This is a genomic window from Bradyrhizobium sp. 40, assembly GCF_023100925.1.
Lineage (GTDB): Bacteria > Pseudomonadota > Alphaproteobacteria > Rhizobiales > Xanthobacteraceae > Bradyrhizobium.
This window is the reverse complement of the sequence record NZ_CP064688.1, coordinates 1,687,826-1,702,819: the sequence shown is the minus strand read 5'-3', so window position 1 is coordinate 1,702,819 and position 14,994 is coordinate 1,687,826. Positions and strand designations below refer to the sequence as shown.

Annotated in this window: 12 protein-coding genes and 4 pseudogenes; 10 read left to right on the top strand and 6 right to left on the bottom strand. The window is 59.2% G+C overall.

Features of this window, described 5'->3' with window-relative positions; all coding sequences use genetic code 11:
* Positions 1-37 precede the first annotated feature (37 nt).
* Positions 38-991, bottom strand: a complete 954-nt coding sequence (locus IVB40_RS08140) for a zincin-like metallopeptidase domain-containing protein (protein ID WP_247439201.1) — start codon at positions 989-991, stop codon at positions 38-40.
* 717 nt (positions 992-1,708) lie between these two features.
* Here IVB40_RS08140 and IVB40_RS08135 point away from each other — a divergent pair.
* The 5 genes and pseudogenes from IVB40_RS08135 (at position 1,709) to IVB40_RS08115 (ending at position 6,102) form a co-directional block, all read left to right on the top strand.
* A complete protein-coding gene (locus IVB40_RS08135; RefSeq protein ID WP_247439199.1) occupies positions 1,709-1,972 on the top strand; it encodes a hypothetical protein in 264 nt (87 codons plus the stop codon).
* Between the two features lie 252 nt (positions 1,973-2,224).
* Positions 2,225-3,146: pseudogene (gene ligD / locus IVB40_RS08130) on the top strand (non-homologous end-joining DNA ligase).
* A gap of 440 nt (positions 3,147-3,586) precedes the next feature.
* Positions 3,587-4,535, top strand: a protein-coding gene (locus IVB40_RS08125; protein ID WP_247818571.1) for an IS630 family transposase whose coding sequence is annotated in 2 segments (ribosomal slippage) — positions 3,587-3,922 and positions 3,924-4,535 — 948 coding nt in all. Because the reading frame shifts where the segments join, the coding sequence is not laid out codon by codon here.
* Positions 4,536-4,716: 181 nt separating this feature from the next.
* Entirely contained in the window at positions 4,717-5,454 is a 738-nt protein-coding gene (locus IVB40_RS08120) for a hypothetical protein (RefSeq protein WP_247818570.1), read from the top strand.
* 183 nt (positions 5,455-5,637) lie between these two features.
* Positions 5,638-6,102: a hypothetical protein gene (locus IVB40_RS08115; protein ID WP_247818569.1), complete on the top strand. Its 465-nt coding sequence runs from the start codon at positions 5,638-5,640 to the stop codon at positions 6,100-6,102.
* A gap of 87 nt (positions 6,103-6,189) precedes the next feature.
* On the opposite strand, the gene IVB40_RS08110 is transcribed toward IVB40_RS08115, so the two are convergent.
* A complete protein-coding gene (locus IVB40_RS08110) occupies positions 6,190-6,498 on the bottom strand; it encodes a hypothetical protein (RefSeq protein ID WP_247439194.1) in 309 nt (102 codons plus the stop codon).
* A gap of 12 nt (positions 6,499-6,510) precedes the next feature.
* A complete protein-coding gene (locus tag IVB40_RS08105; RefSeq protein WP_247818568.1) occupies positions 6,511-7,371 on the bottom strand; it encodes a hypothetical protein in 861 nt (286 codons plus the stop codon).
* A gap of 487 nt (positions 7,372-7,858) precedes the next feature.
* On the opposite strand from IVB40_RS08105, the pseudogene IVB40_RS08100 reads away from it, so the two are divergent.
* A pseudogene (locus IVB40_RS08100) lies at positions 7,859-8,277 on the top strand (DNA ligase); the annotation flags it as partial.
* Positions 8,278-8,346: 69 nt separating this feature from the next.
* On the opposite strand, the pseudogene IVB40_RS08095 reads toward IVB40_RS08100, so the two are convergent.
* The 3 genes and pseudogenes from IVB40_RS08095 to IVB40_RS08085 all read right to left on the bottom strand — a co-directional run bounded on the left by IVB40_RS08095 (position 8,347) and on the right by IVB40_RS08085 (position 10,313).
* Positions 8,347-8,815: pseudogene (locus IVB40_RS08095) on the bottom strand (metallophosphoesterase family protein).
* Positions 8,812-9,315, bottom strand: coding sequence for an NUDIX domain-containing protein (locus tag IVB40_RS08090; protein ID WP_247439191.1), 504 nt, complete (start codon positions 9,313-9,315; stop codon positions 8,812-8,814). The pseudogene IVB40_RS08095 and the gene IVB40_RS08090 overlap by 4 nt, the downstream one beginning before the upstream one ends.
* 64 nt (positions 9,316-9,379) lie before the next feature.
* Positions 9,380-10,313 (bottom strand): annotated as a pseudogene (locus IVB40_RS08085) (Ku protein).
* A 143-nt stretch (positions 10,314-10,456) separates the two neighbouring features.
* Between IVB40_RS08085 and IVB40_RS08080 the strand changes: the two are divergent.
* The 4 genes from IVB40_RS08080 to IVB40_RS08065 all read left to right on the top strand — a co-directional run bounded on the left by IVB40_RS08080 (position 10,457) and on the right by IVB40_RS08065 (position 14,810).
* Positions 10,457-10,852 carry a hypothetical protein gene (locus IVB40_RS08080; protein ID WP_247439189.1) on the top strand — a complete coding sequence of 132 codons (396 nt, stop codon included), beginning with the start codon at positions 10,457-10,459 and terminating at the stop codon, positions 10,850-10,852.
* Between the two features lie 46 nt (positions 10,853-10,898).
* Positions 10,899-11,348, top strand: a complete 450-nt coding sequence (locus IVB40_RS08075; RefSeq protein ID WP_247819502.1) for a hypothetical protein — start codon at positions 10,899-10,901, stop codon at positions 11,346-11,348.
* A gap of 3 nt (positions 11,349-11,351) precedes the next feature.
* Positions 11,352-12,077, top strand: a complete 726-nt coding sequence (locus IVB40_RS08070; RefSeq protein WP_247818567.1) for an SOS response-associated peptidase family protein — start codon at positions 11,352-11,354, stop codon at positions 12,075-12,077.
* A 336-nt stretch (positions 12,078-12,413) separates the two neighbouring features.
* On the top strand, positions 12,414-14,810 hold the full coding sequence (locus IVB40_RS08065) for a patatin-like phospholipase family protein (RefSeq protein ID WP_247439187.1): 2,397 nt from the start codon (positions 12,414-12,416) through the stop codon (positions 14,808-14,810).
* Positions 14,811-14,994 lie beyond the last annotated feature (184 nt).

The window sequence follows — 14,994 nt, the reverse complement described above, 5'->3', positions numbered from 1 at the left end:
CCTCTCACTCTCGTTTCCGAAGCGACTGGCGAGACCTTCACGCTGCCTCCTGCTCCGCTCTGTCGGTCGTCAACTCGACAAAGGGTTCGGGCAGAAAGCCAAGCAGATAATCCGCGACCTTGCTGGCTTGTGAGGCAGCTCGCACGATCGCGCGATTGTCCTCGCGCAGTACCTCGAGCCAGGAGCCGATATAGTCGGCGTGCCGCACCGTCGGTACGATACCGAGCGACGCGCAACTGAACGCAGCCGATATTTCCGCGATCAACTCTTCAAAAGCATACTTCTTGGTGCCGTAGCCGCCGGACAAGTCGCGGTTGAGACGTGACTGATGGCCGCTGGCATGCGCCAGCTCATGCAAGGCGGTTCGATGCCAATTGATTGGCTCAAAATAGGTTTGTGGCGGAGGCACCTGTACATAGTCTTCTGCCGGCGCATAAAATGCGCGGTTGCCGCCAATGCGAAAATCGATCCCACTCGCCTTGATGAGCTCTTCGACACGCGGCTCGATCAGGCCTGGCGGCGGAGGCGGCGCCGTCGTCGCGGTCTCCGAAGGCAGGTCGTCGCATTGATCCGTATTAAAGACCGTGAACCGCTTGAGAAACGGGATGGCTTGCGCTTCGTCGCCGGTTTCGCTCGCGCGCCGCTTTTCGTCGATCGGGACAAAGCGATCGGCATAGACCACGGTCGTCCCGCGCTCGCCCTTGCGGACGTGACCACCGAGCGACAGCGCCTGACGGAAGGTGAGCCAGCTCTGACATGTGAATGCGTGTTCGGTGGCGGCGGCCCAAAGTATCAGAATGTTGATGCCGCTATATTGGCGGCCGGTCGCCGCGCTCTTCGGCATGGCCAAAGACGCCTTCGCGGTGGTGCCCCAAGGCTGCACCCATGGCACTCGGCCCGCCTCAAGTTCGCCGATGATCTTGTTGGTGATTTCGTCATAAAGGTTTGCCCGATTCTCACCGGTGCGCGCCCTAGGATAATGTCTGGACATCGCGGGTCTCCGCGACGGGCGGGGCGAGCCTCTCTCGCAGCCTGTGACCCGTCACGGCAAAACCCATTCAGCTCTCGTACTCTCAGCCGCTTGCGCGGAAACGACGACGCATGACGCCCCGCCGCAATCTGCGGATCGACCACCTTGCGTCCCATTTTTTCATGGAATGTGGCCTTGACTGCTTAGGGCCGCAGGCCCTGATCAGGCGTGCGCCAATGGCGCATCGCCCCACTGAAATGGCACCCGGAGAGCGTGAGCATAGCGACCCGAAGGGGCACGCGGGTCCGAGTGCAGCGACGAGACCGGTTAAAAGCGGCACCCGGGAACGGGGCAGTGATAGCGATCGCCGAAGGCGAGCCCCTTTCCCGAGTGCCCCCGGCGAGGAGCTCCGCCGTCTCTGCGCGAGGGATCGAAGCCGGATGGCCGAGACGCAAAGCGGCTCGGTTCACGAGAGCCCGGTGCGGCGAAGCCGCACGCGCCCTAACGGCAGCCAGGAAAGCCACGACGATGGAATCTGCGACCTCCTCTCGTGCTCCGGTCTGCGCGTCAAAGGCTCGGACCTGAATCATAGGGAAGAGATTTGTAGCTCTTCGAATGCCGTGGCTCGGTCGCGCAGTGCACGCCAAACCTTGCCCTCTCGTCATTACGAATCCCAGCCCGTGCTGGCTAGGGAACGAATGACGCACATAGCGATTCGTCGTATCAGGAGCTATTTCAATGCTAATGACGCGTGAACGAAGGCCAGCGATACGGACGCTGCGCGGATGGGCAATCCACGTGCTTCAGGAAGCTGGCGCCATCCGCGAGTGCGAAGAACACGGTTGGATGCAAGATCGCGCCGATCCGCATGCACGGGAGCGGGCCTTTGATATCGCCCGAGGCGACCCGCCAGCAGGCGTCTCCCCCGATGCAGCGGCGGCCGAGGTTCGTGACGTGCTGAACTCGATTGGTGATACCTGCCCGGAATGCCTACCGGACTAGAAGGCCGTGCCGAGCCTCAAGCCAGCCCGGCCTTCCCACTTCAACGGCCCAGCTCCTCGTACTGCACTTCATAGTCCTGCCCGCCGGCCACCCGCGCACGGTCTTGTTTTCGGCCACGCGCCGTCTTCGTCTTCTTCGCTACCGCCATGGGTGCCTCCTGTTATGACATCCAAGCAACGCGAATGGGATTCTGAGGTTCCGGAACGATTCGAACTGTGCCAATTTGAATCGGCTGTAGCGTGGAGTTCTTCAGTGGCGTTTCAGCGTAAAAAGCCCGAGCCGATCGGCCTCAAGGCGCCCCTGCCCGGCTTCGTCGAGCCGGCCTTGGCATCCTCGATCGACAAGGTGCCGTCAGGGGCTCGCTGGATTCACGAAATCAAATTCGACGGCTACCGTGTTCAGGTCCACCTCGCCAACGAGGCGGCGACGATCTTTAGCCGGCGCGGCCACAATTGGACGCATCGCTTCAAGAAGATCGCCCATGACGCCTGGCGGATCAAGGCGAACTCGGCCGTGGTAGACGGCGAGATCGTGGTACCGGCCGCCGACGGCACGACCGACTTCTCGGCCCTGCAGAACGAGCTCAAGGGCAAGTCGACGAGCACCGTGCTGGTGGCGTTCAATCCGCTCTATCTAAACGGCCGCGATCTCTGGAAGCTACCGCTCCTTCAGCGCAAGGCCGAGCTCATGAAGATCCTGAACGGCACTGACATCCAGTTCAGCGAAAGCTTCGAGATAGAAGGCCGCGAGATGTTCGCGCACGCCTGCAAGCTCGGCCTCGAAGGCGTGGTCTCAAAGGTACGGGACAGTGCCTATCCGAAGGGCCGCACGAACGACTGGGTCAAGAAGACCTGCGTGCAGCGGGAGACGTTGACCATTGCCGGCTTCGCTCTCGATTGGCACGAAATGGGATGGCCTCGATGTCGGCCGTCGCAAGGGCGACGATCTCGTCTACGCCGGTAAAGTCGACCACGGCTTTGACAAGATCTCGGCCGCCGAACTGCAGAAGCGGCTTAAACCCCTTGTCCGAAGAACCCAGCCCTATTCCAAGCGCATCGGCCAAAAGGGCATCTGAGTTGAACCTAAGCTTCTGGCCGAGATCGAGTATCGCGCGAAGTCGGCCGAGGGAAAGGTCAGGCACCCGTTCTTCCGGGGTCTGCGTGAGGATTTGTGATGGATGCGTTCGATCGCTTCTGGCCATGGGCCACAAGCCGCCGGAAATTCGCTGACGTTTCCGGCCGAGCTACATCGGGCCGTTTTGGAACTCGCTCCAGAGAAACGACGAGACCGCCCCGCGGTGAACCAACCGCAGCACGTACTAGGCCGTGACCGTGGTCTATCAAGCGGATAGCTCGTCCTAACATCCGCTATCCCAACAGAAGACCAAATTCTCCTCGCAACAACCTGAACCTAAGGGGACCGTTAGTGGACGAAATCGTGCCATTTGTCGCTGTCAGCTAAATGATGCAAATCCGTAATTCCCAGATGGTTGGCTTTCTGAATCGCATCAGAGGCGCCGACTAGAGCGGTTCATCGATTGATTGAATCGGGAGGGATTCCGTCGGGCGGCGGTTTGTGATTCAAGATGCTGGCTGGATCGGAGGCCAGTATCGGATGGTCCGACCTCTTTCGAATGATCTTCGTGAACGAGCCGTGAAGGCGGTGGAATCCGGGGAGAGTTGCCATGCTGTGGCGGCCCGGTTCGATGTTGCAGTGTCGTCCGTCGTGAAGTGGCGGCAGCGCTATCGCGCGACGGGTTCGGTTGCGCCGGGCAAGATGGGCGGTCACCGTAAGCCGGTTCTGGAGCCGCATCGTGCGTTCATCGTGGAGCGGATCAGGCAGACGCCACATCTAACGCTGCACGGGCTGAAGGACGAACTTGCCGCGCGAGGCTTGAAAGTCTCGCACCACGCGGTATGGACCTTCCTGCGACGCGAAGGTCTCCGCTTCAAAAAAAACACTGTTCGCCCTTGTGCAGGGCCGCGCCGACGTCGCGCGGCGGCGGCAGCGCTGGCGCAGCTTGCAGGATCGCCTCGATCCAAACCGCCTGGTGTTCATCGACGAGACCTGGATCAAGACCAACATGGCCCCGCTGCGCGGCTGGGGATCCAAGGGTGAGCGGTTGCGCGGCTTTGCGCCGCACGGTCACTGGCGAACCCTGACCTTCCTCGGTGCCCTACGCTCTGACCAGCTCACTGCGCCTTGTGTGTTCGATGGACCGATCAACGGCGAAAGCTTCCGCGCCTATGTCGAACAGCAACTCGTCAAAGTGCTCAAACCGGGCGACATCGTCGTCATGGATAATCTCGGTAGCCACAAGTCGCCGACCGTCCGGCAGATGATCCGGAAGGCCGGCGCAAGGCTGTGGTACCTTCCACCGTACTCACCCGACCTCAACCCGATCGAGCAAGTCTTCGCCAAGATCAAGCACTGGATGCGCATCGCACAGAAACGCACGATGGACGACGCCTGCGACCACATCGGCCACCTCGTCAGAAACGTTCTGCCCGGCGAATGCAGCAACTACTTCGCTAATGCAGGATACGCTTCCATCAAAAAATGAAACGCTCTAGCCGCTGGAAAACTGTATCCAACCAATTTGCTACCTAAATTCCGGCGGTTCGTACTGGCGTCGGTGTGAGAGGGGACACGCTTCCGGCCCATTTGTGCGGATGACAATTCGCGATCATTCTGCTACTTTAAGCTGCACTTCATTGCGATACCACATTGCATGGGCAAAAAAAATGACCGAAGCAGCAGCACCAGCGAAGGGCAGCGATGCGGCGAAAAGCACTGACGCTGCGAATGATCCAAAAGGCAAACCGGACAAGCCTGCCATAGACGCGAAAACTTTTAACGCGGAAATTCCCGATAGCGCAGGCCACAAGGGCACTATCACCGTCAATGACAATGCCCCCATAGAAAGCATCATCCTCGCGTACAGGGCTGCGCGCAATCTTGCTCATCACATCGCCAAGCGCGTGGTGAGGATAAACGACATAGCGCCGAAAGAAGCGGTCCTGCTTCACAACGCTGCAGAATTCGCGTCTCTAGGCGAACTTCGCGACTTCCTCGCCATAAGGGACGACTTCAAGGCGTTATTCGACGCGCTCATCGAAGCGGCAAAGCTTCTGCCGCAGGAAGAGGCGCCGGATCAACGAAACCTAATCGAAACTCTCGTGCCGGCCTTCGCGGTCTTTAGCGGTCTGCTGAATACCGGACTGCAGTTATTTTCACTTTTTCGGACGGATCAGGATATCAAGAACTTCAAGATCGAAATTGAGGATCAGGTTTTTGCCGTCACGGTCGCGGGACAACTAAGGCTGCTATCCAAGAGACAATTTAAGGTCTTTCATTCGGCGACCGTACCCAGCTTGGCGAAACAGTCGCAAGTATTAGATAGTCTTCGAGGTCTGGACAAAACGCGAAGAGACGTGGCTGAGGCCCTCGGGAAGCTCAGCAGCAAGAATATTACATCGTAGCCGTCGACAGACCCGAATGACCTAAAAGCCCAACTCGAGACCGCGGCAAGCCTGGAAATTATACTTCGGGCGCAACAGCATTCTCAAAACGACAAGCCCCCTTCGGATGAAGCGGAGCAAGACGGCGCCACTGACGGCGGCAAAATTGATCCGGCCACTGCGCGCACTCAATTGATCGCTCGCATGACGAAGGCTCTGGAAGCATTCGACGCCTTCAAAGAAGGACTAACCAAGGTCGACGACAAGTCGGCAAGCAGCAGGCTATCGCGGATACTTTCCGCGGAGAACTTGAGGGCCTGGCTGGACAGAGGCGCCTACATCCTGTGGGTCAAGCCCGTTGCGGCTGGCGGCATGTCGCACTCCAAGGTCTCGACCGGCAGCAGTGAGCTCTCCTACGGGGGCGGTGTCGTCGTTAGCTACGAAATCTTCAACAGTGAAGGAGAGGTCGTCGAAGCCGATACCATTCCGCTCTACGCTGGGAAAATCAGCGTGTCCGAGCTTCCTTCCGTGACGCTTGGGCTCGGGCCCTATGGTCTCAAGGAGGGCGCGTTCGATACTAAAGGCGAAATACCAGGCGAACTTGACTATACGGTGCCGGAGCCGCCACCAGCACCGCGCAGGGGATTTCTCGGCCTGCCAGTACTATGATTTCGCATTTCCGCGTACCGCCGGGCCATTACGAGGGCATGACTTGGCGGACCGCGCTGGAAATCCTATCACTTCAGCGGAGGATGATCATCCGCCACAAACGGGAATGTGGCGTTGCTGCGCAACCGCCAACGGTACGCGATACTCGACAGGATGGCCGTTCTGCCACACGGTCACCCAGCTCTCTCCGGGAGCCTGCGTATAGCAATAGCCTGCAAGGGTTTTGGCATCGCTAGCCAGGGTCTTTCTGAAGTTCAGCGTAGACGCGCAACGCAACATGATATCGGCGATGTCGTCATCGTGGAGAGCAGCAACGTCCAAGTTCTCAAGCAGTTCCTTGAACTTCTTGGGCTTAAGACGAGTGGGCTTAGATGGAGCTTTCTTTGTTTTTGCCAAGGCTTTCTCCCGTTACTGGCCTATCGGATTACCGCGCAAACCAGCTTTCAGCTGTTCGTTCAGATGAAACTGCTCGGCGAGTGGGTTCAATGACTTGTGGCCGGGTCCTAACGGTCCAAAGGTAATAACGAGCTGATGCGTGCGGTCGCGACCCGCACCGAACAGTTTGCTGGATTGATTGACCGAACCCGTTGTGAATTTCCACGCTGGTGTGATGTCCCCGGCAACGCTCTCCTTGATCGACACGGTCTGCGTGAGAACGTTTTTATCTCCCGCTACGGGAACAGTCCCCGGCGCGTCCGCCAGACGAAGCTGGACGATTTGACTACGCGACCACAGCAATTCCACAACTCGTAGGTCGATATCGACGAGAAGCGAGCCTTCTTTTCCGCCTTCCGGATACCGGCATGGTCGCTCAGTCGAGCCGAGCCTGAAGGCGGCTGGTTTGTACAGATCGGCGACTGTGTAAAAAATGTTGAACTTATTCTCGTTCGTTGCCGTGAAACCGCCTCCGATGCCGCCGCCGAGCGTGAAGATCGCGGATGCCGGAGACACTGGCGCCCAGAGTCCCGATGAGGCTAGAGCCGTATTTGCGGTAACGGTCAGGTCGGCCGCTACTTCGACGCCCCAACCATACAAAAAGTCGGCGTATTTCCTGCGATTCGGTCGAAGCTTGGACTGCTCCACATCTGTTTCGATCACGGTCGTGACAGCGTAGCTCAGCTCGCAAACGATGCTGCGAACAAGAACCGAATTCATATTGGCGACATCGCCGGTTCCGTCGTTTGGCCAGTCCCGCTGACTGGGAATGTAAGTGCCGCAGCCTGTCACCAGGACGCAGAACGACACGACGAGCAAACGCAATGGCTTCATCGCAAATCTCTGACTGCCAATTGATCGAACAAAGAAGTGGCGCAAACGTACAAACAAAAAATCAACTTACAGATGCGCTTCTAATTTAACTCGACGTTATCGCTGGGCCGGCATCGAGTCTGTAACTAGAGCGCAACACCCACACAATTTGTCGTTGTACCGAAGCCATTACCAACTGGGGCACTCCAGGTGTGGATAGCCGTGTGCCAAACTTGCGGAGAGATCGCGTTAGCCGACATGAAGCCGCATTCCGATCGAGGACCAATACGCTCCTACAAGGGGCTCGGTTAAGTAGCGCTGGCGGCTAAGGGTCCGTCGCTAGGAGTGGTAAGTCCGCCGCGTCAATTATATCTGCCGAAAGCGGAAATAAAGTACAAGCCGCCCGGCCATAAGCTACCGGGAGTTCATGGCTGATGGCTCGTGCCGCCGACCGAAGAACCGCTAACTAGCCCGCGCACGGCGCATCGCAGGCTTCCAATCGCGGTTGGGCGACGCCGTGATCGACGGCGAGCTCGTCGCGATCGGAAAGGACGGCGTCTCGCATTTCCAGCTACTTCAAAGCGCGCTGCGTCACGACGCGAAGCTCCTGTATTGTGCCTTCAATCTCATGTTTCAGAACGCAGTTGACTTGCGCAAACAGCCTCTTCTCGAGCGCAAGAAGCGGCTGAAGGCGATCCTGCCGCGCGACAGGCTGATCGCCTTCAGCCCTCACCGCAAAGCGAACGGCACAAATTCCTGCCAAGTGAAGACGAGGCCGCCACGACCTGGGTCAGGCCCTCATTGGTTGCCGAGCGCAAATTCGCGGAATGGACCAGTAAGGGCGAACTGCGCCAGCCCGTCTACCTCGGGCTCAGATCCGACAAGCGGGCGAAAGACGTCGTGCGTGAGCGAGAACGGCCGCGCTAGTAGCGCTCCCTCAGGGCGTAACTCGGCAAAAGGAATTGATGCAACCGCCTCCCCCCTCCGCGCTGGCACTCAGTCGCCTCCAAGGTCGTGGATCTCCGGTCGCATGCCGTCGGGCGTGACTTCGAGCGTCGCCAGCGTAATCGGTAGCCTGAAGCGCCGCGGTCCCGCGCTCCCGGGATTCAGGTAGAGAACGCCACCGACCGTGTGGATCTTCGGCACGTGGGAATGCCTGCCCGGAGACGATGACATCGATGCCAACGCCGGCATCGGCCTTCAGCGTCTTCAAGTCGTGCAGAATGTAGATCGACTTTCCCGCCAAGCGCACAAGCTTCGTGTCGGGGTAGTCGCGGGTCCACGCGCCATTGTCCACGTTTCCACGAATGGCCGAGACAGGCGCGATCCGGCGAAGCGCGTCTACGATCTCGGGGCGCCCGATGTCGCCGGCGTGGATGATGTGATCGACGCCCGTCAGGCCTCGTTCGGCCTCAGGCCTCAACAGACCGTGCGTGTCCGAAATGATTCCAAACCTGAACTTCATTTCCCGGCGCTCTCAATCGCGATCGCCAAAAGACGATCGAGAAACTCAACCTGAGCGGACAGCATCTTCGTCCGCGCGAGCTCGATATCAAACCATTCCGCGCGGTCGACTTCGGGAAAGCTCTGCCGTTGACCGCTTCGGAGCGGCCATTCGATATCGAAGGTATTGCTGGTCAGCGCCGCCGGGTCAAATTGGCCCTCGCCGGCGAATGCGATGACGCGCTTCCCTCCTCGCTGTCGGACTTCCCCCAGCGCCGGGAGAGGACCGATTGAAGCGCTCGGGCCGAGTTCTTCGGCAAACTCGCGCCGCGCGACCTCGTCCGGCGCATCCGCGGCATCGATTTCGCCCTTGGGAATGGAACACGCGCCATTATCCTTCCTGCGCCAGAACGGACCGCCAGGATGAACGAGCAGAACCTCGAGCCCGCGAGCACCCTTGCGGTAGGCGAGAATGCCCGCGCTCAACATCAATCTCCTGGAAGTCTTTTTCAGCGCAGCCATATCGCTCCCTGCCGCGGGCGACGAAGTAACGGCCGTCTGGCGCCACTGGATGCTTAGCGTCTCGCTATGCCGACTTCCGCTGCGGTTTGGCCGCCGGCTTCTTCGCCGCGGTCTCCTTGGCCGGTTTCTTGCCGGCAATCGGCATCAGCATTTCCTTCTGCCCGGGCGACGCCTTGCGCGCCTTCCTGGCTGGCTTCTTTTGCGACTCTGTCGCTGAATCCGCGTCGGCTCCAATGCTCTTGCGCAGTGCGTCCATCAGGTCGACGACATTCTCACCACGAGGACGCGACTTCGCGGTGATGGGTTTGCCGGCGCGCTTCTGATTGATGAGATCGATGAGGGCGGTTTCGTACTGGTCTTCGAACCTCTCCGGCTCGAAGTGACCCGCCTTCTGATTGACGATGTGTTTGGCGAGATCGAGCATGTCTTTGGTGACTTTGACGTCCTGGATGTCGTCGAAATACTCCTCCGCAGAACGGACTTCGTAGGGATAGCGCAGCAAGGTCCCCATCAGCCCCTTGTCCAGCGGCTCCAGCGCGATGATGTGCTCGCGATTGGTCAGCACCACGCGACCGATCGCGACCTTGTTCATTTCGCGGATGGTTTCGCGGATAACGGCGAAGGCATCGTGCCCGACTTTGCCATCTGGAGTCAGGTAGTAAGGGCGGATCAGGTAGCGTGGATCAATCTCGCTGCGGTCGACGAACTCGTCGATCTCGATCGTTCGCGTCGATTCCAGCGCGACGTTCTCGAGCTCCTCCTTCGTCACCTCGATGAATGTGTCGGTGTCGACCTTGTAGCCCTTGACGATGTCCTCGTTGTCGACCTCCTCGCCGGTATCAGCGTCCACTTTGGCGTATTTGATGCGGTGGCCGGTCTTTCGGTTGAGCTGGTTGAACGAGACATTTTTCGGATTCCGACGTGGCCGGATAGAGCGCTACCGGACAGGTGACGAGGGAAAGACGCAGGAAGCCTTTCCAGTTAGCGCGGGGGGCCATTGCGGGGAACTCCATACTGGTGCCGGATTCAAGACGAACGGCCGGGCTTGGTTCCGACGCCGCGCCCCGTCCAACAGGATGATTTTTTCTCAGCGGCCACTTGAGCGGACTCGACTTTTGTTCACTTTATGTTCTAATTCGGAATGACCGACCGACCCGCGAGCTGGCGCATGCCGACCCCGAAGCAGATGGAAAAACTGGCCGGCGAAGCTGCCCGGAGGCCAACTCCCCCCGCTGCGGCTCCAGATGCACCGCTTCCGGCCGAATACTGGGAATCAGTCCTCAAAGATCCTCGCGCCGGCGCGACCGGGGCCCAGATGCGGCAGCGGCGTCTTTCGGAAATTCAACGCCACGTCCTGCGCATCTCCTGCCGCCGCTGCGAGCGAACCGTGGAAATCCAGACCGCCGATGCAGTCGGATTGTATGGCGGCAACGCGGTCTGGAAGGACGTCGCGCAGCGACTGCTCGACAACACCTGCCAGCAGCGCACCGGCAGGCATGAAGAAGACGGGTGCTGGCCGGCGTTCGAGACGCCGTAGCCCGCTCTGGATTGCCGGTCCGATCTCTTTGCGCCTGGATGTCCGGATGGCCCCGAAGTATCACCCTACGCCGCTGTCGGGCGGCGACCGCAAGGCTCTGGAGAAGGAGCTCGGCAAGGCGCGGGCAATGGCCAACATCCTGGCTACCCAATCGGCGGAGACGCGGGCGAAGGGGGAAGCGCTCATCCAGCGGGCAGACAAGCTGCTATGCGAGAGTTGGAACGAACGCATGTGGTCAGACGGCGAACCGATTGATCCGTCCCCAACGATCGACCAAGCGGTGAATGGCGGCTTCCCCTGGCTGGAGATTCAGTGCGCGCGCTGCAAGACGCCGAGCGACGTTGACCTCGCTGCGATGAAGCATCCGCCGACCACCTTCGTGCACGATCTCGCGAGCCGGCTGCGCTGCCGCAAATGCGCCAAGGCGGGCCGTCGTCCCTCCGCGACTCTGCTACAACTAGCCTGGCAGCCGCGCCACTCTCGGACCGAAGCCTGACCGATGTGCAATCTCTACTCGATCACGACCAACCAAGCCGCGATCAGCGCGTTGTTCCGCGTCGTGAACCGATACGTCGGCAATCTGGAGCCGATGCCCGGAGTTTTTCCCGATTACAAGGCACCGATCGTGCGCAACGGGGCCGAGGGCCGCGAACTCGCCACAGCGCGCTGGGGAATGCCATCGTCGTCAAAAGCGCTGGTGGACGCCACCAAGAAACGAGCTGAAAAGCTGCAGGCCAAGGGCAAGACCGTCGATTTCAAGGAACTGCTGCGGATGGAGCCGGACGGCGGCACTACGAACATCCGCAACGTGAAAAGCAAGCACTGGACGCGATGGCTGGGCACCGAAAATCGCTGCGTGGTGCCGTTCAACTCCTTCAGCGAGTTCAACAAGGCCGACGGCGGCGATATCTGGTTCGCGCTCGATGAGACCCGTCCCCTCGCCTGCTTCGCCGGTATCTGGACCAACTGGACGTCTGTCCGGAAGGTCAAGGAAGGTGAGACGACCAACGACCTCTACGCGTTCCTCACGACAGAGCCGAATGCCGAGGTCGGCGCCATCCACCCCAAGGCGATGCCGGTGATCCTGACAACGCCGGACGAAGTCGAGACCTGGATGACGGCCCCTCCGGACGAGGCCCTGAAGCTGCAGCGGCCGCTGCCGGACGAGGCACTCCGGATCGTCGCCCGCGGCGTCAAGGAAGACACGGCCGGGCTAGCGACGTGACCATCGAGGACGATGACGACCAGGCAGCTCCCCCGGGCCGCCAGCGTAAGATCATCCACACGGCGGCTGGGTGGGTCAATGAAGTTCTGTTTGTGCCCATCACAGCGTGCGTTTCGACATTTCGGTTACGGATCTGCCGAATCGAACCCATTTTTCTCGGTGGGAAAGGGTGGCAGATGCGTCTCGATAACGCGGCGAGCCGTGTACATGCCGGCTCTCGACAGAACCCCCTTTTTGACTGATCCTACCGTCAGCGTGCTTCCGGGGTGTTTTCAACCTTTTATTGTGTGTCTGCTTTCAAGCGAAATTCTTAGCTGATGATGGATGGGGCGTTCGATGTTGACGAAGAGGTTGAGTACGCTGCTGCCTAACATTCGGGCAGCGCTGCTGTGGATGGCCGGCGTCGGTGCTGCGTTTGTGTCTAATCTCCTGACCTTGCGAGTGCCGCTGATTGTCGCGTCGGCTGGGTATTTCATGTTCTCGAAGCCTGACCAGATTCAGGAGATCTACTTTATTCTCGCAAGTGACCTGCCGCACAATCTCATCAGGATCGGCGCTTTTGTTGTCACGACAGCCGTGCTCTGTGCCTCGATCAACGAATGCGTGCGGCAACTCTGGGCCAGTCAGACTGGCGCCCGCCTGACATGGCTCCGTGCTGCGATCTCAGCCGGGATTGGGATGGCCCCGCTGGCTGGGATTGCCGTGGGTCTCTATCGAACCACCGGTTACTTTGACCTTCCCGACCTTCAGCAGGTGGTAGCAAAACTCGCCGAAAAGCCGCTCTCTCCCGATGGAAAGACGTACTTTGACAACCTCACGGGTGGGTTTCAGGCTCTGCATCGGGACGCATTGTTTGCCATCTCCCTTCTCCAATGGGCGGCAATTGGGTGCCTGATAATGGCCGTCGCTGTGGTGGTGTTTGAAGCCGTCTGCCGACGAAGACTGAGCAACCCGAGCTGGTTTCGCAGGATCGAGGCGAACATTTTTCTCATCACGACCGTACTTGTTGGCGCCTTTTCCCTGCAAGCCGTTTGGATCGTGAAAAGTGCATCAGCTCTCCTGATCGCCGCAACAGCCCTGATTGGCACATTGACGTGGCTCTCCCTGTTTCTTGTGGTTTTGCTGTTCTTTCTGCTTCGCCTGCAAAATGTTTCGGCCAGGGTTGGTCTCTCGATGGCTGGATGCCTCGTTGCTGTGGCTTTGGTCGCAGATTGGGCGGGGCTCAACGACAATCACACGGTCCGCAGAGTCGAGAACAAGACCGATGCAGAAACCGGCGGACTCATACAGGACGAGTTCTATGCCTGGTGGCACAATCGCCCTGCGGAGCGCGTGAAGGCGTTCAAAGACCAAGGGCGCCCGTTTCCAGTCTATGTCGTGGCCGCAAGAGGTGGTGGCATCTATGCTGCCTATCAAACTGCAATCACCTTGGCGCGGCTGTACGACCGGTGTCCCGCGATCCTCGACCATATCTTTCTCATAAGCAGCGTGTCGGGCGGGAGTGTTGGTGCAGTGGCATTCATGGCGGCCGTCCAATACGAGCCGGCGGCGGACAAGACCAAATGCGCGGAGGATGGCCTCGACGGATCAGGAACGATCGAGAAGTTGGTCGACCAGTTCTTCAGGAACGACTTCTTGTCCCCTCTGGCAGCGTCCGCGCTGTTCCCGGATTTTGCCCAGCGATTCTTGCCCTATCCAATTCCGCTTTTCGATCGGGCGCGGGCGTTCGAGCGGGCGCTGGAAGTGGGGTGGCTTGATACGACCTCGGGCAAGTCAGATGGTCTGAGCCAGGGAATTCTTCAGGGCCGGAAGCTGGGAGACGGCCCGATCATGTTCATGAACGTCACGCAGGCCGAGACCGGTGAACAGCACGTGGTTGCACCGACAAACGATGACATTCAATGGCGCAGGTCGGCCGTCAACTCCGCAAACCTTGCTTCGATGGGACAAGATATTGCGCTAAGTACAGCAGCGACCCTCAGCTCACGATTTCCGTTGATACTTCCCCCAGCCTCGGTTGCCTTGGAAACACGGCATCTCCTGCTGTGGCCTGCAATTGCGACGCGCTACGTTGATGGCGGTTACTTTGAGAATTCCGGTGCTGATACGGCGCTGAACGTCATTCAGTGGATTGAGGGTGAAAATCCGGCAGAGAAGGTGGCCAAGCCTGGCGGCAAAGGCATCAAGGCCAAGAAGTTTCCGGAATACGTTTTCAAGATGATCGTACTTGGTCACAGCGCTTACTATAGCCGTCTCTACGAGGGAGCTCAGATCGAAGCCAATGGCTTCTCCGAACTCCTGACGCCAGTTGATGCCTTCATGCAGACGCGGGAGGTGAGAGGAGATCAAGCTGTAGACCGCGTATCAACGCTGCTTGATCAGCCCCCAAATCTCGGTGAGGAGCGGTGGCGGCTCGCCCAGATAAATCTCAATCATCGCTTCTTCAAATTCCCCCTCGGCTGGCAGCTCTCATCCCTCACAAGACGGCTAGTTGCAGCCAACATAGCGAGCGCGGGTATCTGCAATGCTGCTGGAGAGGGAGCTTTCCGGGATTCGGGACTGATCGAAGGGCCGAACGCAGTCCCGTTTGGAATGACGGGATTCATAGAATCCTTTCAAAAGAACTCGTGTGATCAGTGCAAGATCATCCGTGAGGTCAACTCAGGACTGGGCAAAGTAAAGGCAAAAGCTAAGAACGGGAACACGGTCGATAATTGCGATCTTGCCCGGTAACTGCGTAGGCGCATTGTCGATTTCCCGGGCTCATTTGAGCAAGCGCGCATAGGCCCGAATCAAATCAAAAAGCCGGTGAGCGGTCAGGCTCGCCGGTTTTTGGACAGGCAGAAGACTGCCTTCGATGCTCAGGCGGCTCGCGCGTCTGCTTCGGTAACCGGAAGCCATTGAGGTAATCTGCCGA

Coding starts and splice junctions, on each gene's coding strand:
- IVB40_RS08140 (WP_247439201.1), bottom strand. CDS start 991: ATGTCCAGACATTATCCTAGGGCGCGCACCGGTGAGAATCGGGCAAAC.
- IVB40_RS08135 (WP_247439199.1), top strand. CDS start 1,709: ATGCTAATGACGCGTGAACGAAGGCCAGCGATACGGACGCTGCGCGGA.
- IVB40_RS08120 (WP_247818570.1), top strand. CDS start 4,717: ATGACCGAAGCAGCAGCACCAGCGAAGGGCAGCGATGCGGCGAAAAGC.
- IVB40_RS08115 (WP_247818569.1), top strand. CDS start 5,638: ATGACGAAGGCTCTGGAAGCATTCGACGCCTTCAAAGAAGGACTAACC.
- IVB40_RS08105 (WP_247818568.1), bottom strand. CDS start 7,371: ATGAAGCCATTGCGTTTGCTCGTCGTGTCGTTCTGCGTCCTGGTGACA.
- IVB40_RS08090 (WP_247439191.1), bottom strand. CDS start 9,315: ATGGCTGCGCTGAAAAAGACTTCCAGGAGATTGATGTTGAGCGCGGGC.
- IVB40_RS08080 (WP_247439189.1), top strand. CDS start 10,457: ATGACCGACCGACCCGCGAGCTGGCGCATGCCGACCCCGAAGCAGATG.
- IVB40_RS08075 (WP_247819502.1), top strand. CDS start 10,899: ATGGCCCCGAAGTATCACCCTACGCCGCTGTCGGGCGGCGACCGCAAG.
- IVB40_RS08070 (WP_247818567.1), top strand. CDS start 11,352: ATGTGCAATCTCTACTCGATCACGACCAACCAAGCCGCGATCAGCGCG.
- IVB40_RS08065 (WP_247439187.1), top strand. CDS start 12,414: ATGTTGACGAAGAGGTTGAGTACGCTGCTGCCTAACATTCGGGCAGCG.